This window comes from Mycoplana sp. ABR4_002 (assembly GCF_056159645.1).
The window spans coordinates 1,732,532-1,751,561 of the sequence record NZ_JBSWVO010000001.1; the positions used below are offsets into that span (position 1 = coordinate 1,732,532).

A 19,030-nucleotide genomic window follows, 5' to 3' on the forward strand; every position below is an offset into this window, starting at 1 on the left:
ACGCCCGGTGTGCTTCACACCGGGCGTTTTTGCTCCCATATGAGAGCCTCACACAGGCAAGCGAAGCACGCTTCGTTTGTTTCTCGGGAGAATTGACCGTGGTGAGGCCTGGATTGCTTGACAATCCGCGTTTCGCCCGGTTTACCCTCCGTTCCGCCTGCTTCTCCCCCGGGGTCGAGCCGGCAACACAAATTCGAGCGTGTTCCGTTCAGCCGGGCGAGGGAGCCGGGCAGGGGCGCGCCGCAACGGATCAACCGTTGTCGGGTCAAGCCGTTCAATACGGCGCCCGGTGATGGTTACGCGGAGAAATGCATGGCATCGGCAGCGGAACAACTCGCCTCCAATCTCAACTTTTCGACCTTCGCCAAGGCGGAGGATCTGAAGAAGCGGCTCTGGTTCACGCTCGGTGCGCTGCTGGTCTATCGCCTCGGCACGTACATCCCGCTCCCGGGCCTGAACGCCGATGCGTTCGCACGCGCCTTCCAGGGCCAGAGCGGGGGTATTCTCGGCCTGTTCAACATGTTCGCGGGCGGCGCTGTGGAGCGCATGGCGATCTTCGCGCTCGGCATCATGCCCTATATTTCCGCCTCGATCATCGTCCAGCTGATGACTTCGGTCGTGCCGGCGCTGGAGCAGCTGAAGAAGGAAGGCGAGCAGGGCCGCAAGATCATCAACCAGTACACGCGGTACGGAACGGTGCTGCTGGGCGCGCTACAGGCCTATGGCATCGCCGTGGGCCTCGAGGGCGGTGATGGCCTGGTGGTCGATCCCGGCTGGTTCTTCCGCATCTCGACCGTTATCTCGCTGCTCGGCGGCACGATGTTCCTGATGTGGCTTGGCGAGCAGATCACCTCGCGCGGCATCGGCAACGGTATCTCGTTGATCATCTTTTCGGGCATCGTCGCGGCGTTGCCCTCGGCCCTTGCCGGGACCCTTGAACTCGGCCGCACCGGTGCGCTGTCCTTCGGCGTGATCGCCGCGGTCGTGGTGATGGCCGTCGCCGTCATCGCCCTGATCGTCTTCGTCGAGCGTGCCCAGCGGCGCCTGCTGATCCAGTATCCGAAGCGCCAGGTCGGCAACCGGATGTTCCAGGGCGATACGTCGCACCTGCCGCTGAAGCTCAACACCTCGGGCGTCATTCCGGCCATCTTCGCCTCGTCGCTGCTGTTGCTTCCGGCAACGCTGGCCGGCTTCAGCAACACCACCGAACTGCCGGGCTGGGCAACGACCATCATTGCCGCCCTCGGCCATGGCCAGCCGCTCTACATGGTGTTCTACGCGGCGATGATTGCCTTCTTCGCCTTCTTCTACACGGCGATCGTGTTCAACCCGAAGGACACGGCTGACAACCTGAAGAAGCACGGCGGTTTCATTCCGGGGATTCGCCCGGGCGAGCGCACCGCCGAGTACATCGACTACGTGCTGACACGCATCACCGTGCTCGGCGCCGTCTACCTGGTGTTCGTCTGCATTCTTCCCGAAATCCTGATCGCGCAGACCGGCGTGCCGTTCTACCTTGGTGGTACGTCGCTTTTGATTGTTGTCAGCGTAACCCTTGATACTGTAGCACAGATTCAGGGTCACCTGATTGCCCAGCAATACGAGGGGCTGATCAAGAAGTCGAAGCTGCGCGGAGGAAAGAGGGGACGATGAGACTGATATTTTTGGGGCCGCCGGGCGCCGGTAAGGGGACGCAGGCAAAGCTCCTGACTGAAAGGCACGGAATCCCCCAGCTTTCGACAGGTGACATGCTCCGTGCGGCCGTGGCCGCGCAGACCGAGGTCGGCAAGCGGGCCAAGGCGGTGATGGATGCGGGCCAACTGGTATCCGACGCCATCGTCAACGAGATCGTGTCCGACCGGATCGATTCGCAGGATTGCGCCAGGGGCTTCATCCTGGACGGCTATCCGCGCACGGTGCCGCAGGCGCAGGCGCTGGACCAGATTCTCGCCGACAAGGGTCTGAGACTGGACGCGGTGATCGAACTGAAGGTCGACGAGGATGCGCTGGTCAGGCGCATGGAGAACCGCGTCGCCGAGACGATCGCGGCCGGCGGGGCGGTACGCTCCGACGACAATCCCGAGGCCTTCAAGCGCCGGCTTGCGGAGTATCGGGAGAAGACTGCGCCGCTGTCGAGCTACTATGCCGGTACCGGCAAGCTGAAGCTCGTCGACGGCATGGCCGAGGTCGGCGCGGTGACGGAAGAGATCGGCAAGGTCCTGTCCTAGATTGGGGATTGCCAAAGCGGGCGGCTGGGGTTGACTTTTCCGGCCGATTCCTCTTAAGAGAGCGCCAACTCGCGACATGGAAGCGATCGGCGCGGATTTCTCAGAAAGTATGAGGTCCGGGTACGGTCGTTTTTGACATGTTCCGAACCTCGAATTGAACGAGCGGCCCGTGGGCCGTATGACGAAGAAAACCACTTGCCGGACGGCAACTGGAAGCAAGGAGAACAGGCGTGGCTCGTATCGCTGGCGTCAACATCCCGACTGCAAAGCGCGTCGTTATCGCGCTGCGTTACATTCACGGGATCGGCCCGAAATTCGCACAGGAAATCATCGAGAAGGTCGGGATTCCGTCCGATCGTCGCGTTCATCAGCTGACCGATGCTGAAGTACTGGCGATTCGTGAGACGATCGACCGCGACTATCAGGTCGAGGGCGACCTGCGTCGCGAGACCTCGATGAACATCAAGCGTCTGATGGACCTTGGCTGCTACCGCGGTCTGCGCCATCGCCGCGGTCTGCCGGTTCGCGGCCAGCGCACGCATACCAACGCGCGCACCCGCAAGGGCCCGGCAAAGGCCATCGCAGGCAAGAAGAAGTAATTTCCCGCGAGCGGGAAATCGGAGGCTGGCGCCTGCGCCGGCCTCTTTTGAGTTTCGAGCGGGGCTTGGCCGCATTGCGGTGCCTGTCCCGGTCGGTGGAGCTGCTGGAATTACGGCAGTGACGATATCGCCGTACGGCCGCTCCTCGGGGCGCGGACGTGCAGACAACAATGCAGGGCAGGGGCCGAACGCTCCCACCCGGTGGAGCCGCTGGAACTACGGCGGTGTCGAGATCAACGAAAGGACTACCCATGGCCAAGGAAGCCACCCGCGTCCGCCGTCGCGAACGCAAGAACATCACCTCCGGTGTTGCTCACGTCAATTCTTCGTTCAACAACACGATGATCACCATCACCGACGCACAGGGCAATGCGATTGCCTGGTCGTCCGCCGGTGCCAAGGGCTTCAAGGGTTCGCGCAAGTCGACCCCGTTTGCCGCCCAGATCGCCGCCGAAGACTGCGCCCGCAAGGCTCAGGAACACGGCATGAAGTCGCTCGAGGTCGAAGTCTGCGGTCCGGGTTCCGGCCGTGAGTCGGCACTGCGCGCGCTGCAGGCTGCCGGCTTCATGATCACCTCGATCCGCGACGTCACGCCGATTCCGCACAACGGCTGCCGTCCGCGCAAGAAGCGTCGCGTCTGATCATTCAACAGTCATGCCGGGGAGCGCGGCCATCGCGCTCCTTCAGGCGCTTCAGAGCTCGGCCGCCACGATTGGATGGTGGTGGCGAACGGAAGGCAACAAATATGATCCAGAAAAACTGGCAGGAACTGATCAAGCCGAACAAGGTGGAGTTCGCGTCGTCGGGCCGCACCAAGGCGACCCTCGTCGCCGAACCGCTTGAGCGCGGTTTTGGTCTGACCCTCGGCAACGCGCTGCGCCGCGTTCTTCTGTCGTCGCTGCGCGGTGCTGCCGTCACGGCGGTGCAGATCGACGGCGTCCTGCACGAGTTCTCCTCGATCCCGGGCGTCCGGGAAGACGTGACGGACATCGTGCTCAACATCAAGGAAATCGCCATCAAGATGGATGGCGATGATTCCAAGCGCATGGTCGTGCGCAAGCAGGGACCGGGTGTCGTCACCGCTGGCGACATCCAGACCGTCGGCGACATCGAGATCCTGAACCCCAACCATGTGATCTGCACCCTCGACGAGGGCGCCGAGATCCGCATGGAGTTCACCGTCAACAACGGTAAGGGTTACGTTCCGGCTGACCGCAACCGCGCCGAGGACGCGCCGATCGGGCTCATCCCGGTCGACAGCCTCTACTCGCCGGTCAAGAAGGTGTCGTACAAGGTCGAGAACACCCGTGAAGGTCAGGTTCTGGACTACGACAAGCTGACGATGACGATCGAGACGGACGGTTCGGTCACCGGGGAAGACGCGATCGCCTTCGCCGCCCGCATCCTCCAGGATCAGCTGTCGGTGTTCGTCAACTTCGAGGAGCCGCACAAGGAAGCCGAGGAAGAGGCCGTCACCGAGCTTGCCTTCAATCCGGCGCTGCTCAAGAAGGTCGACGAGCTCGAGCTTTCGGTCCGTTCGGCGAACTGCCTGAAGAACGACAACATCGTCTACATCGGCGATTTGATCCAGAAGACCGAGGCGGAGATGCTCCGTACCCCGAACTTCGGCCGCAAGTCGCTGAATGAGATCAAGGAAGTTCTCGCTTCCATGGGCCTGCACCTCGGCATGGAAGTGCCGGCCTGGCCGCCCGAGAACATCGAAGATCTCGCCAAGCGCTACGAAGACCAGTACTAGGAACAAAAAAGGCAGGCTCACCTCTGCCTTTCCCCGTCAAACAGCAGGCCGATGCCTGTATGTGCCAGGAAACGGCAGGGCCGATAGAGAGATCGGCAGACCTGCATAGAAGGAGAATAGCAATGCGCCATCAGAAAGCCGGCCGCAAGCTGAACCGCACCGCCAGCCACCGCAAGGCGATGTTCGCCAACATGGCTGCCTCGCTCATCACCCATGAGCAGATCGTGACGACCCTGCCGAAGGCCAAGGAAATCCGTCCGATCGTCGAGAAGCTCGTGACCCTCGGCAAGCGCGGCGACCTGCACGCCCGCCGCCAGGCGATCTCGCAGATCCGCGACGTTGCCGTCGTCTCGAAGCTGTTCGATGCGATCGCGACCCGTTACGCCAGCCGCAACGGTGGCTACCTTCGCATCATGAAGGCCGGCTTCCGCCAGGGCGACAACGCTGCGCTCGCCGTCGTCGAGTTCGTCGACCGTGACGTCGCCGCCAAGGGCGCAGCCGACAAGGCCCGCGCCGAGGCCGAGGTTGCTGCCGCCGCCGAAGCTGCTTGATTTCAGGCAACGGAAGAATGAAAAGGCCGGGTGCGAAAGCGCCCGGCCTTTTTCGCGTCTGGTCAACGCCTTGTAAACGACGCCGGGGAGCGTATGCCTAGCGCGCCCGCTGGAAGCCCGGCTGCGGCGCCTGCCGGCGTCGTGCCTGGTTGAAGCGCGACCTGACCAGACGCCAGGCGAGCAGCAGCGTCACCAGTGCGATATAGATCAGCTGCTCCGGCCCGACGACCTTCACGGACATGGCGAAATGCAGCGCGCCCGCGGCGGCGATGATGTAGACGAGCTTGTGCAGCTTGTTCCAACGCGGGCCGAGCTTGCGGATCGACCAGGTGTTGGACGTCAGTGCCAGCGGTACCAGCAGGACGAAGGCGGCCATGCCGATGGTGATGAAGGGGCGCTTGGCGATGTCCGCGACGATCGTCGGGAAGTCGAGATACTTGTCGAGGATCAGGTAGGTCGAAAAATGCATCATGACGTACCAGAAGGCGAGCAGCCCCAAGGCGCGCCGGTAACGCAGCCAGTTGAGGCCGAAGATGTCCCGGAGCGGCGTGATGCAGAGCGTGGCGATCAGAAACCGCAGCGCCCAGATGCCGAGCAGATGCTCGAACTCCTTGATGGCGTTGCCCGGCAGTTGCCCGGTGGCGCCGAGATAGAAGCCGTAGACGGCAGGGGCGAAGCCGACGGCGTAGAGCGCCCAGACGGAGGCGCCGTGGTACTTGCGGGGCAGGGCGGGGAGTGCTGCCATGATCAGAAGTTCTTTGCGAGGTCCATGCCGGCATAGAGGCCGGCGACTTCCTCGCCGTAACCGTTGAACGGCAGCGTGTCGCGTCGGCTGCCGCCAAAGAAGCCGCCTTCGCCGATCCGGTTCTCCGTCGCCTGGCTCCAGCGCGGATGGTCGACTGCCGGGTTCACGTTGGCGTAGAAGCCGTATTCGTGCGGAGCCGCGATGTTCCAGGTGGTCGGCGGCTCCTTGTCGGTGAGCGTGATCTTCACGATCGACTTGATGCCCTTGAAGCCGTATTTCCAAGGCACGACGAGCCGGATCGGGGCGCCGTTCTGGTTCGGCAGCGTCTTGCCGTAGAGGCCGGTGGCCAGGATCGTCAGCGGATGGCGCGCCTCGTCGAGCCGCAGACCTTCGACATAGGGCCAGGGCAGCGGCTGGAAGTAACCGGACTGGCCCGGCATTTCCTCCAGGCGCACCACGGTCTCGAAGGCGACGTACTTGGCGCTGCCGAGCGGTTCGACCTTGTCAAGCAGGCTTGCAAGCGGGAAGCCGATCCAGGGAATCACCATCGACCAGGCCTCGACACAGCGCATGCGATAGATGCGCTCCTCCATCGGGAACGCCAGCAGTTCCTCAAGGCCAATTTCCTGCGGTTTGGCGACCATGCCGTCGACCTTGATCGTCCAGGGCGTCGGCTTGAACTGGCCTGCGTTGGCGGCGGGATCGCCCTTGCCGACACCGAACTCGTAGAAATTGTTGTAGTTCGTGACGTCCTTTTCCGGGGTCAACGGCTCGTCGACCTTGAAGGGTGAGGGCGAAGCGGCGAGCTCGGCCGCCAGCGCCCCGCCAGATTGGGCCAGCAGCAGGCCGCCGGCGGTCGCACCCATGAAGGCACGTCTGTTCAGGAATACGCCTTCCGGCGTGATTTCGTGGGGCGCGATCCTGGGCGGGCGATAGGCAGTCATCGTTCGTTCCTTTGACGAGAAGCGTTCTCGTGTCCCTTTACGTCTGCAATGGCGACAAAGTTACAGCCGTGCCGGCTTGCCGCCGAGCACTTTTTCGTGTGGCTGTCGTGAGCGCATTCCGCATCCGGTGGTCCTGGCGCATTTGCCTTTTTCAGCGCCAAATCCTATCTGAACCTGGCGGCAACGAAACGGAGACTCCTTGATGAAATTCGGCCACGGCCTCGCCACTGCAACCCTTCTGCTTCTCGCCGTATCGGCCCCTGCCACCGCGCAGGAGAAGACCGTGCCGGCTTCGCAGGCCCAGATGCAGCTCTCCTTCTCGCCGCTGGTCAAGCAGACCGCGAACGCGACCGTGAACGTCTATGCGGAACGCGTCGTCGAACGCCGGTCGGTCTTCAATGATCCCTTCTTCGAGGAGTTCTTCGGCCAGCGGATGCCGAACCGGACGCAGAAGCAGTCTTCGCTCGGCTCCGGCGTCATTGTCGGCAAGGACGGTGTGGTCGTGACCAACAACCACGTCATCGAGGGCGCCGACGACATCAAGGTGGCGCTCGCGGATGGCCGCGAGTATCCCTGCAAGGTGCTGTTGAAGGATGACAGGGTCGACCTCGCGGTGCTGAAGATCGAGACGAAGGACACATTCGACACCCTGCCGCTGGGCGACAGCGATGCCGTCGAGGTCGGCGACCTGGTGCTGGCGATCGGCAACCCCTTCGGCGTCGGCCAGACGGTGACGAGCGGCATCGTCTCCGCGCTGGCCCGCAACCAGGTGAAGGCCGGCGACTTCGGCTTCTTCATCCAGACCGATGCCTCGATCAATCCCGGAAACTCCGGCGGTGGCCTAATCAACATGAAGGGTGAACTGATCGGCATCAACACGGCGATTTTCTCGCGCGGCGGCGGTTCCAACGGGGTCGGCTTCGCCATTCCCGCCAATCTCGTGAAGGTTTTCGTGGCCAGTGCCGTCGGTGGACGCGCCAGCTTCGACCGTCCCTTCGTCGGCGCCACCTTCGATGCCGTGACCTCCGACGTGGCCGAGGCGCTGGGCCTGGGCAAGGCACGCGGCGCGCTCGTTTCCAAGGTCCTGCCGGGTAGCCCGGCCGAGAAGGCCGACCTGACGCCGGGTGACGTGGTGATCGCCGTCAACGGCATTGCCGTCGAGCATCCCGATGCGCTCGGCTACCGGCTGGCGACGGTCGGCATCGGCGGAACGGCCGAACTCACCGTCAACAATGGCGGCAAGGAGGAGATCCTGACGATCGCGCTCGACCGTGCGCCGGAGTCGGTTCCGCGCGACGAGCGCCTGATCGAGGGCCGCAATCCGTTCTCCGGCGCCGTGGTCGCGAACCTTTCGCCGCGGGTTGCCGAGGAGCTGCGCATGCCGGCAGAATCCGCCGGCGTGGTTGTCACCGCGGTCAATCGCGGCTCGCCGGCAGCCCGCATCGGTCTTCGCCCGCGCGACATCATCGTCGAGCTGAACGGTGAGGGCGTCGCCAGCACGGAGATCCTTGACGAGCTGGTCGATGCCGATCCGTCGGTCTGGCGCGTGGAGATCGAGCGCGACGGCCAGCGCATCAAGCAGTACTTCCGATGAGCGACCTGTTTGCCCCCAAGGAACCTGAGGGAATGGCCGCCAGACGGCCATTGGCCGACCGGCTGCGCCCGCAGTCGCTGCAGGAGGTGGCCGGGCAGGGGCACCTGACCGGAGAGGACGGCGTGCTGTCGCGGATGATCGCGTCGGGCTCGCTCGGCTCCATGGTCTTCTGGGGGCCGCCGGGTACCGGCAAGACTACCGTTGCGCGGTTGCTTTCGGGCGAGGCGGGGCTGGCGTTCGAGCAGATCTCGGCGATCTTTTCCGGCGTTGCCGACCTGAAGAAGGTCTTCGACGCTGCGCGCCAGCGCCGCATGGGCGGACGGCAGACGCTGCTGTTCGTCGACGAGATCCACCGCTTCAACCGCGCGCAGCAGGACAGCTTCCTGCCGGTGATGGAGGACGGTACGATCATCCTCGTCGGCGCCACCACCGAGAACCCGTCCTTCGAACTCAATGCCGCATTGTTATCGCGGGCCCGTGTCCTGACCTTCAAGCCGCACGACGAGGACAGCCTTGAGGAGTTGGTCAGGCGGGCCGAGGCGGTCGAGCAAAGGCCGTTGCCGCTCGATGACGACGCGCGCGCCTCGCTCCTCCGCATGGCCGATGGCGACGGCCGCGCGGTGCTGACGCTGGCAGAGGAAGTCTGGCGCGCGGCCCGGCCCGGCGAGCGCTTCGACCAGGACGAGCTGGCGCGCATCGTGCAGCGGCGCGCCCCGGTCTACGACAAGGGCCAGGACGGCCACTACAACCTGATTTCGGCGCTGCACAAGTCGGTGCGCGGGTCCGATCCGGATGCCGCGCTATACTATCTCTGCCGGATGTTCGACGCCGGCGAGGATCCGCTCTTTCTTGGCCGCCGGCTCGTGCGCATGGCGGTCGAGGACATCGGCCTTGCCGATCCGCAGGCGCTGGTCATCTGCAATGCCGCCAAGGACGCGTACGACTTCCTCGGCTCGCCGGAAGGCGAACTGGCGCTGGCGCAGGCCTGCGTCTATCTGGCGACCGCGCCGAAATCGAACGCGGTCTACACCGCCTACAAGGCGGCGACCCGGGCAGCCAAGGAGAATGGTTCGCTGCTGCCGCCGAAGCATATCCTGAACGCGCCGACGAAGCTGATGAAGGGCGAGGGCTACGGCGACGGCTACCGCTACGATCACGACGAGCCGGACGCCTTCTCGGGCCAGGACTACTTCCCGGAAAAGATGGGACGAAAGACCTTCTATGATCCGCCCGAGCGCGGTTTCGAGCGCGAGCTTCGCAAGCGGCTCGAGTGGTGGGCGAAGCTCCGGCGCGAGCGAGGCTGAGGCCTATCGACCAGTTGCGGCCGTCTCAGGTTGGGGCGACGAATCGCGGCCCTGCCGGAACCTTGGGCTTCGGTACGACCCTGATGGATGACTCCGCCTTGCCGGTAAGACCCTGCATGTCGACGACCACGTGCCAGTGGGCGTTCTTCGGAATAGTCAACCGGATCGGCGATTTCTTGGCGACGCCGCCCAGGAACTTGTGCTGCCGGCCATTGCGGAACAGGTCGAAGTCCGCATGCGTCATCAGGCGGACATTGGCAATTGCCGAAAGCGTGATCTCGATGACCACGCCCTCGCGAATGTCCTGGAGGTCGTAGTGCGTGTAGGGGAAACTGATCTGCGCCATTGCCGTCCTGCGATATCATGATCGACAGCCAACATGCGCATCAGCGGTTAAGGATCGGTTCGTGTCGCATTCCTAAAATGCCAGGCGGAGCCCGACAGGGGCCACGCGCCGCGTCCGGCGACTGGCGTGATCGACGGCGAGGAGCGCGGACGGATCAGTGCTTGGCGTCGTCGTAGATCGGCGGTGCAATCGGGTCGCTGGCGGGAAATGTCTCTTCCAGCGCCTCGTCGAGATATTCGTCCTCTTCCTTTCGCTTCGCCTTGTCGTCGCCGGGCTTTTTCTGTTGCGGCGGCTGCTTGGGCGGCTGTTTGTGGCTGGTCATGGCGGATCTCCCGGGTTGAACATCGATTCGACCGGCCCTCGGCTACTCCCGGTCGATCAGCATCAGGATACGTCGCTGCACCTCGCGGTCCTGGTTCCGGATCGCCTCCATCAGCGCTCCCAGTTTACCACGAAGGCTGTGGATCTGGTCGAGCAGCGGCATCACGACGTCGACGCCGTCGGCGTTGACGCCCATCGGTCCGACGAGGTCCTGAATCAGGCGGGCGCGGGCCAGGTCGACCTCGTGGAACACCAGGTCGCCATCCCGTTCCTCCGGCACCAGCCAGCGATGCGCGACCCAGAACTCCAGCACGGGGCTCTCGATCTCGAGAGTACGGCAGAACTCGGTATCCTTCATCTCAGCCTCCCATGTGCTTGCGTGGGGCGTGCGCCTTGCCGGCCTCCCAGCCCTCGACGAAGGCGTTCAGTTCCGGGTCGGGCTCCTGCGGCAGGGTGACCTGCAGCGTCACGTAGGCATCGCCGTGGCCGCCGCCGTGTCTGTGCAGCCCTTTGCCCTTCAGCCGCAGCGTCTTGCCTGTGTTCGAGTTCGGAGGGATCGTCACGTTGACCGCTCCGTCCAGCGTCGGAACGCGGATCTTGCCGCCCCGCACGGCCTCCGACAGCGAAATCGGCACCTCGTAACGCACGTCGTCGCCATCCAGCTTGAAGAACGAATGTGGCCGAAGCCGGATCTCGATGAGGGCGTCGCCCGGCGGCCCGCCGTTGATGCCCGGCTCACCCTTGCCGCGCAGCCGCAGCACCTGGCCGTCGCGCGTACCCGGCGGGATGGTGAGATCGATCGCCGTTCCGCCGGGCAGGCCGATTTGTTTCTTTTCGCCGTTGGCGGCTTCCAGCAGTTCGACCTCGAGCGTGTAGTGGACGTCGCGTCCCTTGAAGCTCCGCTGGCCACCGTCCCCGCGGCGGGAAAAGAAGCTGGAAAAGGCGTCGTCGGCGTCGCCGAAGTCGGAGAAGCTGTGCGCGCTTTGGTAGCGTCCGGCGTCACCGGTCGCAAAGTCGCGGTAGTACTGCCGGGGCGGGGTTTCGGCGCCGGTCTCGTCGATCTCGCCGCGGTCGTAGCGGCCGCGCTTCTCCTCGTCGCCGAGCAGCGCGTAGGCCGCCGAAACGGCCTTGAACTTGTCCTCGGCCGCCTTGTCGGCGGGGTTCAGGTCCGGGTGCAGGGTTTTCGCGAGCTTGCGGTAGGCGCTCTGGATCTCCTTCTGGGTGGCGTTCTTGCTGACGCCAAGGACCTCGTACGGACTGCGGCTCATTCGGTTCTTCCCTCACCCTTGGACATCCGCCGCCGGAAAGCCGCGGCAAGACGCTAGCTTAAACCATGGGGCAGCCTCGGCAAATCGGCAGCGGACCGAGCAACGCCGTTGCAACGGCGCGATCAGCGTCGTTTCAGCAGGATGTCGCTGGTGGCGACGGCGTTGCCGGTAGCCGGGTCCTCGTCGATGGTGCGCAAGCGGAGGCCGTTGGCGCCGACCTTCTGGATCATCATCCTGGCCGTCCGGTCGCCATTGACGACCCGGCTCCAGCGTACCGACAGGTTGATGGAATTGCCGTTGCGGTTTCCGGAGAGGGATGACGGGAAGCCCGACGGGCCGACGTAGACGCCGCTGTAGCGGCCGCGCCGCTCGCTCAGCTCGGCGGAGATCGCGCGCCGCACCACCAGTAGTCCGTAGCAGGTGCCTTTCATCGCGATCGATGTGGCGCCGGCGGCCGAACTGAGGCGGCAGTTGACGTTGATCGCCGGCGCGCCGATGCGCGTGATCACCGTGCCCTTGCCGTTCCAACTCCCGGCAAGCGATTGCAGGAATACCGAGTCCTGCGCCGTGGCGGGGTGGCCTGCAAGCGGAAAAAGAAGCAGGCTGAGCAGGCAAAGCCTGATTGCGCGCATCGGTTTCTCTCCCTGGTGATCCTGCGGTGAAAAGTGCTGGGTGGCTCATCTTGTTCCGAATTTCGCGCCAGGACCAGCCTTTGCGCGAAAAACGGCCTGGCCGGAGCCCCGGTGGTTGCAGACCGGATGGCGGGCCACGGGCGACTGTGGCACACTTCACGCGCCCGCCCGAGCCGGTGCGCCGCGCCGCCGCGGAACGACTGGAGGAAGGCCATGCGCATCCTGTCATTGCTTGCCGCATCGATACTGTGTTCCGTCTCTCCTGCCGCCGCCCAGTCCGTGAAGCCGGGCGAGACGTTCAGTACGGTCGTGGTTCGCCCGGTCAGCGATCCCCATCCTGTTCCGGGCGCGGATGGTCGCGTCCACCTTGCCTACGAACTGCTGGTATCCAATCCGAGCAGGCTGTTCGTCACGCTCGAAAAGGTCGAGGCCGTGGACGGGGCCGGACGAGTCCTGGGAGGTCTTGACGGCGGCGGTTTGTCGAACATGACCGAGATGTACGGCGGTGTGGCGGGACGGACATTGCCGCCGGGCGGCACTGCGGTCGTGTTCATGGACGTCAGCTTCAGCGCCGGCGAGAACCTGCCGGCCGTGATCGCCGGGCGCGTGACCGCGACGCGGCAGGCGGCGGGGCCGGATGGCAAACCCGCGCCGATGCCAGAGGGCGGCCCGCTGCCGTCATCCTTCACCTTCACGGGCGAGGGCATGAAGGTCGGCGGCAGCCCCGTGGTGGTCAAGGCGCCGCTGAAGGGCAAGGGTTGGGTCGCGGTGAACGGCTGCTGCGACGCGATCACATCGCATCGGGGGGCGGTGCTGTCGATCAATGGCGAGTTGCGGGTGCCTGAGCGTTACGCGATCGACTGGGTCAAGCTCGACGAAAACGGCCGCGTCTTCACCGGCGACGTCGCAAGGCTGGACAGCTATGCCTATTACGGCACGCCGGTCCATGCCGTTGCCGACGGCGTCGTGGTCAACCGCTATGACGCGGCCGACGAGCAGGTCCCGGGCGAAGACGCCAAGAACATCACGCTCGAGAATGTCGGCGGCAACATGCTGGTGGTGGATATCGGCGGGGGCGCCTTTGCCTTCTACGCCCATCTTCAGCGCGGCAGCCTCAAGGCCGAGCTTGGCGACCGTGTCCGTGCCGGCGAGGTGATCGGCCTGCTCGGCAACACGGGAAATTCCACCGCGCCGCACCTGCATTTCCACGTGATGGACGGTCCATCGCCGCTCGACGCCAACGGCCTGCCATTCGTCATCACCCGGTTCTCGAGCCCGGGCGTGCTCGATTCCGGGCTTGACGCGCTGCTGGACAAGGGTGAGCCGGCGCGGATCGATCCCCGTCTTTCGGGCGATCACGCCGGGCAGATGCCGCTCAACAACCAGGTCGTCGATTTCGACTGAGGCGGTCCCGCTTCCGGGAGCCCGCTGGCGAGGCTAGCCGGCGTGCCGCGCGAGCCACTTGTGCCAGTCGGACTCGCTGCCGTGGAAGACGTTGAGGTCGATCTTGCCGTCCACGCCCTGCGACAGGCCGGACCCGGAATACTGCCAGAACAGCCACTGCCGCCCCGGATAGCGCTTGGACGGGTGGGCGGCGACCGAGCGCAGCCAGAACGGGTGGTCGGGGAAGGCGCCGGCGAGGTTGTCGGCGTAGAAGTCCGGCGCGGTGTAGATGATCGGACGCTTGCCGTAATGCCGCTCCAGCTTGTCCATGAACACCTGCATCTTCTCCAGCACCGTCGCACGTGACAGCCGCCGCTTGCAGCTGGATTCGGCGTTGTACTCCACGTCGATCACGGGCGGCAGCGCGTCCGGCTCGTTCGGCACGTTGCGGATGAACCAGTCGGCCTGCTCGCCGGCGGTGCGGCACCAGTAGAAGAAGTGATAGGCGCCGCGCTTGATGCCGGCATCCTTGGCCCGCTGCCAGTTCTTGCGGAACATCGGGTCGAGGTGGTCGCCGCCGTCGGTCGCCTTGATGAAGGCGAAGTTCGCCCCCTGCCGGCGCAAGGTGACCCAGTCGATGTCGCCTTGCCAGCGCGACACGTCGACGCCGTGTACGGCGTGCTTGCGCGGCGAGGCCTTGCCGAAATTGATCGGCTTGGCATCGCCGAAGCGCTGGCCGTAGACCCGTGAGCGCTTGCCCGGTGCCGCGCCCGCCGCCGGCGCCTTCGGCGCCAGCATCTCCAGCGGTCGCTGCGAGGGGATCGCCATGCCGGTCGATCGGGTCAGTGCTCCGAAGGCCTGCTGGTCCGGTACGGGCCCGGCCCAGGCGAGTTCGTGCGGTGCCGATTCCGCGGCCTGTGCCGGTTCGGCCGCGCCGACGCTTTCCGACGGCACCGGGGCCGCCGGACGGACGATCGAGCTTGTCGTCTCCCGCGAGGTGAGGCCGGCGGTCAGTTCGTCCGGGCCGGAACTGGAGGCGCAGCCGGACAGGGCAAGACCGACGAAGGAAAGGGCGAGGGCAGCCGTAAGACGCATGGGAACCCGTTACGCAAAACACCGGCGGAGAAGGCGCCGCCGAAACACCGAAAGGCGATTGCTAACGGAAAATTACCAAGAAAGGCTGAATCCAACCTTTACGCCGGACCTCGGATTTGGGGGAGGGCGCGGCCTCAACAGCCCGCTGGACGGGAAGGATGGCCGGGACATGGCCGGCCATCCCCCAGTGCCCTGGCGCGCTCAGGCGCCGATCTTGCCGCCGCCCGTCTTTGTGATGGCGACCACCGCGGGACGGACCGGCATGTCGTCCTTGAAGTCCGGCCAGCGGGTGGAGACGTCCTCGTAGTAGGACGGGCGGCCGTGGCCGTCCCAGTCCTCGCCGCCGTCGCCCGGGTGCTGGACGGCGACGAAGGCCGTCTGGTCGTCCGGGGTGAACACCGGCCCGCACAGTTCGGCGCCGACCGGGACGCGGTAGAACAGCTTCGAGGTGGAGCGTGCCTCGCCCTCGGTGTCCACCGCCCACAGGCCGTCGGTGCGGCCCGTCGCCTTGTTCGAGTTGCCGTCGGTCGAGACCCAGAGGCGGCCGGCGGCGTCGATGGCGCAGTTGTCGGGCATGCCGAACCAGCCGTTCCTGGTCGTGGCCGTCGAGAAGGTGGCCCCGACCTCGGCGACGGACGGGTCGCCGCACTTCAGCAGCACCTCCCACGTGCCGCCGGTGGCGGTGAAGTCGCCGCCGTCCTCGGCGATCTCGATGATGTGGCCGAAGGCGTTTTCCGCGCGCGGGTTGGCCGCGTCGGCCTGCTCGGCCTTGCGCTTGGTGTTGTTGGTCAGCATCACGTAGACCTTGCCGTTGACGCCATTCGGCTGGACGTCCTCGGGGCGGTCCATCTTCGTGGCGCCCACAAGGTCGGCGGCGCGGCGTGTCTCGATCAGCACGTCGGCCTGGCCGGCAAAGCCGTTCTCGGCGGTCAGCAGGCCCGCGCCGTGAACGAGCGGCAGCCACTGCATCGTGCCGTTCTCGTCGAACCTTGCGACATAGAGCGTGCCCGCGTCGAGCAGGTCCAGGTTGGCCGCGCGGTCGTCGGGGTTGTAGCGGCTCTCGGTGACGAACTTGTAGACATAGTCGAAGCGCTCGTCGTCGCCGAGGTAGAAGACGACCTTGCCGTTCTTGGCGACGATCGATTCGGCGCCCTCGTGCTTGGTGCGGCCGAGCGCGGTGCGCTTCTTCGGCACCGAGGCCGGGTCGTTGACGTCGACCTCGACGATCCAGCCGAAGCGGTTGGGCTCGTTCGGTTCCTTGCCGACGTCGTAGCGGTCGTAGAAGCTGGCCCAGTCGTAGGAGCCTTCCGGCACGCCGTAGCGCTGGTAGTTGCCGCTTTCCGGATGGTCGGCCGGCAGCTCGCCGGCGAAGTAGCCGTGGAAGTTCTCCTCGGCCATGATGTAGGTGCCCCACGGCGTCACCCCGCCGGCACAGTTGTTGACCGTGCCGATCACCCGGGTGCCGCTCGGGTCGGCGCCCGTCCTGACGCGGTCGTGGCCGGCGACGGGCCCGGTAAGCTGCATCTCGGTGTTGGCGGTGATGCGCCGGTTCAGCTTGCCCTCGGGCACGACCTGCCACTTGCCCTCGACCTTGCGCACCTCGACGATCGTGCCGCCATGGGCGGCCATCTCGACGTCGATCTGTTCCTTTGACAGCTTGCCCTGCTCGACCTTGCCGTCGACGATCGAAACGAGACCGGGGAACATCAGGTGCGGGTTGGTGTATTCATGGTTGACCACCAGCAGGCCGTGCTCGGCGGAGCCCTCCAGCGGGATGAAGCCGACATAGTCGTTGTTGTAGCCGAACTGGCGCGCCTGCGCGGCGGCCGTCTGGTTGACCGGATCGAAGGCGGGCGAATCGGGGAACACCGCATCGCCCCAGCGCAGCAGCACGTCGGCGTCATAGCCCTCGGCGACGTGGTGGTCGGCATCGACGCCGGCCTCGACCTCGGTGAAGGAGAAGGCCGAGCTACCGGCCGCACCGGCCGCGCGGGCCGCGTTGGGTGCGCTCAGAAGCGCGGCGGGACAGACCGTCGCAGCTATCGCGGAGACGGCGAGCGAGCCCTGCAGGAAGCCGCGGCGGGAAAAGCGCTTGCCGATGATCTCGCCCATGGTCGGGTTCGGGCTCTGGTTGTGGCCGGCGCCATCGGCGTCCTCGAGCTGCGTTGTCGGGAAAATCTTCTGGGAAAAATGTTCGGTCATCGGACGGTCTCCACGTGCGTTCGACTGGACCCTCAAGCCAGAGGGCCTCTAGCACTTAGAGCCGGGGTGTTTCGGTTTTGCGACAAGGCACGGGCAGCCGGGCCCTCTGGTTGCTTCCGCCATCAGTCGCCAAGCCGCGATTTTCGCCAGGCGATCGCGTGATCGATGAAGGCGCGCAGACCCGCCGACGGCAGGCGCCGGCTCGGGTAGTAGAGGCAGATTCCGGGATAGGGCGGCGTCCATTCGGCGAGAAGCTGCACGAGCGTCCCCTGCGAAAGGTCTTCCTCCACCGATCGCAGGGCCACATAGGCGATCCCGCCATGTTGACGGGCGGCAAGGACGCTCAGCTCGGTGCTGCCGGCGACCAGGCGCCCTTTGACATCGACCGTGATCGTCTCGCCGTTCCGCTCCAGTTCCCATGCGACGAGGCTGCCGCTGGGCAGCCGGGCACGGATACATTCGTGGTCGAGCAGGTCGCCGGGGGCGGTCGGCAGCATCCGGCCTTCGAGATATTCGGCCGAAGCGACGAGGACGAAGGATTCGCTCTGGCCCAGAGAGACGCGAATCATGTCCTTCGGAACGACCTCCTCCAGGCGCAGCCCCGCATCGAACCCCGCTGCGACGATATCGACCAGGCGCCCCTCGGTGACGAGGTCGACCTTCATCTCCGGATAGGTGGCAAGGAAGTCCAGTACCAGCGGCAGGACTCGCTGTGCGCCTCCCTCCGACGTGTTTAGGCGCAGAACGCCGGACGGCGTGCTGCGCAGCCTGTCGACAGCGAGAAGCGCCATGTCGATCTCGCCGAGCGCCGGGCGCACCCGAAGCAGCAGCGCTTCGCCGGCCTCGGTCAGCGAAACGCTGCGGGTTGTCCGGTTGAACAGGCGGATTCCGAGGCGTTTTTCGACATTGGCGACCTGGTGGCTGAGGGACGATACCGCGATCCCCATCTCCCTCGCAGCACCCCTGAAGCTGCCGCAGGAGCCGACGCTCGATATGGCCCTCAGGTCCGCAAGCGTCATTCCCGACATTGTCCGATTTCCTTCAATGTGTTGTCCAAAATTGTCCGACTTATATCATGGACGTGCCGCCATTACAGCAGCGTCCGGCTAAGAAGGAGACCACGATGAAGAAGACGGTACTGATCACGGGATGCTCGTCCGGTTTCGGCGAAGCGTCCGCGAGAATTTTTGCAGCCGAAGGCTGGAATGTGGTGGCGACGATGCGAAGCCCGGACAGCGGATCGAGCCTCCAACTCCTGCCCGACGTTCTCGTCACCCGCCTGGACGTCCAGGACCGGCAAAGCATCGAAAGTGCGGTCAGCCAGGCGATCGTAAGGTTCGGCCGCATCGACGTGGTGGTGAACAATGCGGGCTATGGGCTGTTCGGCGTGTTCGAGGGCACATCACGCGAGAAGGTCGCCGACCAGTTCGGCGTCAACGTTTTCGGCGTGATGGACGTGATCCGGGCGACGCTGCCGCATTTCCGGGCCAACCGCTCCGGCCTCTATGTCAACGTCAGCTCCGGCGCGGGTGTCTTCGGCCTGCCGATGATCTCCCTCTACAACGCTTCCAAGTTCGCCCTCGAAGGCTTTTCCGAATCGTTGTCCTACGAACTGGCGGCCCTTGGCATCGGCGTGAAGATCGTCGAGCCGGGCGGAGTGCTCGAGACGAAGTTCGGGGAACGGAGCGGGCAGGAGTTCTCCTCGACGACCACGCCGTCCGAATATGACGACTTCATCGCCGGTGCGGGCGAAGTCTTCGAAGGTCTGCGCCGTTCGCGCGGCCGGGCAACGAGCGACGAGGTGGCGACGGTCATTCTCAAGGCGGCGACGGACGGAACCGACCAGCTCCGCTATGTCGCCACCGACGATATCAAGCCCCTGATCGACAAGCGACGGGGAAGCTCCGAAGCCGAATACATGGCCTTCATGCGCGAGCGGATGGCGCCGAAGGCGAAGTAGTTCGCCGAAAAGCGCGGTTGAGGTCCAGCCCGCCGGCGCAGACGGGCAGGGGGCAACCTGGATTCATCTTCGGGCAACCTGCACCCCACAAAGCGCGATGCA

Annotated in this window: 20 protein-coding genes; 10 read left to right on the plus strand and 10 right to left on the minus strand. The window is 65.1% G+C overall.

The window, feature by feature from the left end; genetic code table 11:
- Nucleotides 1-312 precede the first annotated feature (312 nt).
- The 6 genes from secY (at nt 313) to rplQ (ending at nt 5,134) form a co-directional block, all read left to right on the plus strand.
- On the plus strand, nt 313-1,653 hold the full coding sequence (secY, locus tag ACXAGF_RS08430) for a preprotein translocase subunit SecY (RefSeq protein WP_475016068.1): 1,341 nt from the start codon (nt 313-315) through the stop codon (nt 1,651-1,653).
- Nucleotides 1,650-2,228, plus strand: coding sequence for an adenylate kinase (locus ACXAGF_RS08435; RefSeq protein WP_475016070.1), 579 nt, complete (start codon nt 1,650-1,652; stop codon nt 2,226-2,228). The genes secY and ACXAGF_RS08435 overlap by 4 nt, the downstream gene beginning before the upstream one ends.
- A 230-nt stretch (nt 2,229-2,458) precedes the next feature.
- Nucleotides 2,459-2,827 (plus strand): 30S ribosomal protein S13, encoded by a 369-nt coding sequence (rpsM, locus tag ACXAGF_RS08440; RefSeq protein WP_475016072.1) that lies wholly within the window; start codon nt 2,459-2,461, stop codon nt 2,825-2,827.
- Between the two features lie 251 nt (nt 2,828-3,078).
- Nucleotides 3,079-3,468, plus strand: a complete 390-nt coding sequence (gene rpsK, locus ACXAGF_RS08445; protein ID WP_026617374.1) for a 30S ribosomal protein S11 — start codon at nt 3,079-3,081, stop codon at nt 3,466-3,468.
- Between the two features lie 104 nt (nt 3,469-3,572).
- Nucleotides 3,573-4,583 carry a DNA-directed RNA polymerase subunit alpha gene (locus ACXAGF_RS08450; RefSeq protein ID WP_475016073.1) on the plus strand — a complete coding sequence of 337 codons (1,011 nt, stop codon included), beginning with the start codon at nt 3,573-3,575 and terminating at the stop codon, nt 4,581-4,583.
- A gap of 122 nt (nt 4,584-4,705) precedes the next feature.
- Nucleotides 4,706-5,134, plus strand: a complete 429-nt coding sequence (rplQ, locus tag ACXAGF_RS08455) for a 50S ribosomal protein L17 (protein WP_475016075.1) — start codon at nt 4,706-4,708, stop codon at nt 5,132-5,134.
- A 97-nt stretch (nt 5,135-5,231) separates the two neighbouring features.
- On the opposite strand, the gene msrQ is transcribed toward rplQ, so the two are convergent.
- Complete coding sequence (gene msrQ / locus ACXAGF_RS08460) at nt 5,232-5,879, minus strand: protein-methionine-sulfoxide reductase heme-binding subunit MsrQ (protein ID WP_475016076.1); 648 nt, start codon at nt 5,877-5,879, stop codon at nt 5,232-5,234.
- 2 nt (nt 5,880-5,881) lie between these two features.
- Nucleotides 5,882-6,823, minus strand: a complete 942-nt coding sequence (gene msrP / locus ACXAGF_RS08465) for a protein-methionine-sulfoxide reductase catalytic subunit MsrP (RefSeq protein WP_475016077.1) — start codon at nt 6,821-6,823, stop codon at nt 5,882-5,884.
- A gap of 202 nt (nt 6,824-7,025) precedes the next feature.
- Between msrP and ACXAGF_RS08470 the strand changes: the two genes are divergently transcribed.
- Nucleotides 7,026-8,417 carry a DegQ family serine endoprotease gene (locus ACXAGF_RS08470; protein ID WP_475016079.1) on the plus strand — a complete coding sequence of 464 codons (1,392 nt, stop codon included), beginning with the start codon at nt 7,026-7,028 and terminating at the stop codon, nt 8,415-8,417.
- Nucleotides 8,414-9,721, plus strand: coding sequence for a replication-associated recombination protein A (locus ACXAGF_RS08475; RefSeq protein ID WP_475016080.1), 1,308 nt, complete (start codon nt 8,414-8,416; stop codon nt 9,719-9,721). The genes ACXAGF_RS08470 and ACXAGF_RS08475 overlap by 4 nt, the downstream gene beginning before the upstream one ends.
- A 25-nt stretch (nt 9,722-9,746) precedes the next feature.
- Here ACXAGF_RS08475 and ACXAGF_RS08480 read toward each other — a convergent pair whose 3' ends face one another.
- The 5 genes from ACXAGF_RS08480 to ACXAGF_RS08500 form a co-directional block, all read right to left on the minus strand.
- Nucleotides 9,747-10,067 carry a DUF1883 domain-containing protein gene (locus tag ACXAGF_RS08480; protein WP_475016081.1) on the minus strand — a complete coding sequence of 107 codons (321 nt, stop codon included), beginning with the start codon at nt 10,065-10,067 and terminating at the stop codon, nt 9,747-9,749.
- 154 nt (nt 10,068-10,221) lie between these two features.
- Nucleotides 10,222-10,389: a hypothetical protein gene (locus ACXAGF_RS08485; protein ID WP_475016083.1), complete on the minus strand. Its 168-nt coding sequence runs from the start codon at nt 10,387-10,389 to the stop codon at nt 10,222-10,224.
- Nucleotides 10,390-10,431: 42 nt separating this feature from the next.
- Nucleotides 10,432-10,746, minus strand: coding sequence for a chaperone modulator CbpM (locus ACXAGF_RS08490; RefSeq protein ID WP_475016085.1), 315 nt, complete (start codon nt 10,744-10,746; stop codon nt 10,432-10,434).
- A 1-nt stretch (nt 10,747) separates the two neighbouring features.
- The gene (locus tag ACXAGF_RS08495) at nt 10,748-11,656 is read right to left on the minus strand and encodes a DnaJ C-terminal domain-containing protein (protein ID WP_475016087.1); all 909 of its coding nucleotides are present in this window, start codon (nt 11,654-11,656) and stop codon (nt 10,748-10,750) included.
- A 122-nt stretch (nt 11,657-11,778) separates the two neighbouring features.
- A complete protein-coding gene (locus ACXAGF_RS08500; RefSeq protein ID WP_475016088.1) occupies nt 11,779-12,288 on the minus strand; it encodes a hypothetical protein in 510 nt (169 codons plus the stop codon).
- Between the two features lie 213 nt (nt 12,289-12,501).
- Here ACXAGF_RS08500 and ACXAGF_RS08505 point away from each other — a divergent pair, with 213 nt between their 5' ends.
- Nucleotides 12,502-13,692: a peptidoglycan DD-metalloendopeptidase family protein gene (locus tag ACXAGF_RS08505; RefSeq protein ID WP_475016090.1), complete on the plus strand. Its 1,191-nt coding sequence runs from the start codon at nt 12,502-12,504 to the stop codon at nt 13,690-13,692.
- 33 nt (nt 13,693-13,725) lie between these two features.
- Here ACXAGF_RS08505 and ACXAGF_RS08510 read toward each other — a convergent pair whose 3' ends face one another.
- The 3 genes from ACXAGF_RS08510 to ACXAGF_RS08520 all read right to left on the minus strand — a co-directional run bounded on the left by ACXAGF_RS08510 (nt 13,726) and on the right by ACXAGF_RS08520 (nt 17,996).
- Complete coding sequence (locus tag ACXAGF_RS08510; protein WP_475016092.1) at nt 13,726-14,766, minus strand: glycoside hydrolase family 25 protein; 1,041 nt, start codon at nt 14,764-14,766, stop codon at nt 13,726-13,728.
- Nucleotides 14,767-14,967: 201 nt separating this feature from the next.
- Nucleotides 14,968-16,968 carry a PhoX family protein gene (locus ACXAGF_RS08515; RefSeq protein ID WP_475016094.1) on the minus strand — a complete coding sequence of 667 codons (2,001 nt, stop codon included), beginning with the start codon at nt 16,966-16,968 and terminating at the stop codon, nt 14,968-14,970.
- A 122-nt stretch (nt 16,969-17,090) separates the two neighbouring features.
- The gene (locus ACXAGF_RS08520) at nt 17,091-17,996 is read right to left on the minus strand and encodes a LysR family transcriptional regulator (RefSeq protein WP_475016096.1); all 906 of its coding nucleotides are present in this window, start codon (nt 17,994-17,996) and stop codon (nt 17,091-17,093) included.
- 95 nt (nt 17,997-18,091) lie between these two features.
- Here ACXAGF_RS08520 and ACXAGF_RS08525 point away from each other — a divergent pair, with 95 nt between their 5' ends.
- Nucleotides 18,092-18,928, plus strand: a complete 837-nt coding sequence (locus ACXAGF_RS08525) for an SDR family oxidoreductase (protein ID WP_475016098.1) — start codon at nt 18,092-18,094, stop codon at nt 18,926-18,928.
- Nucleotides 18,929-19,030 lie beyond the last annotated feature (102 nt).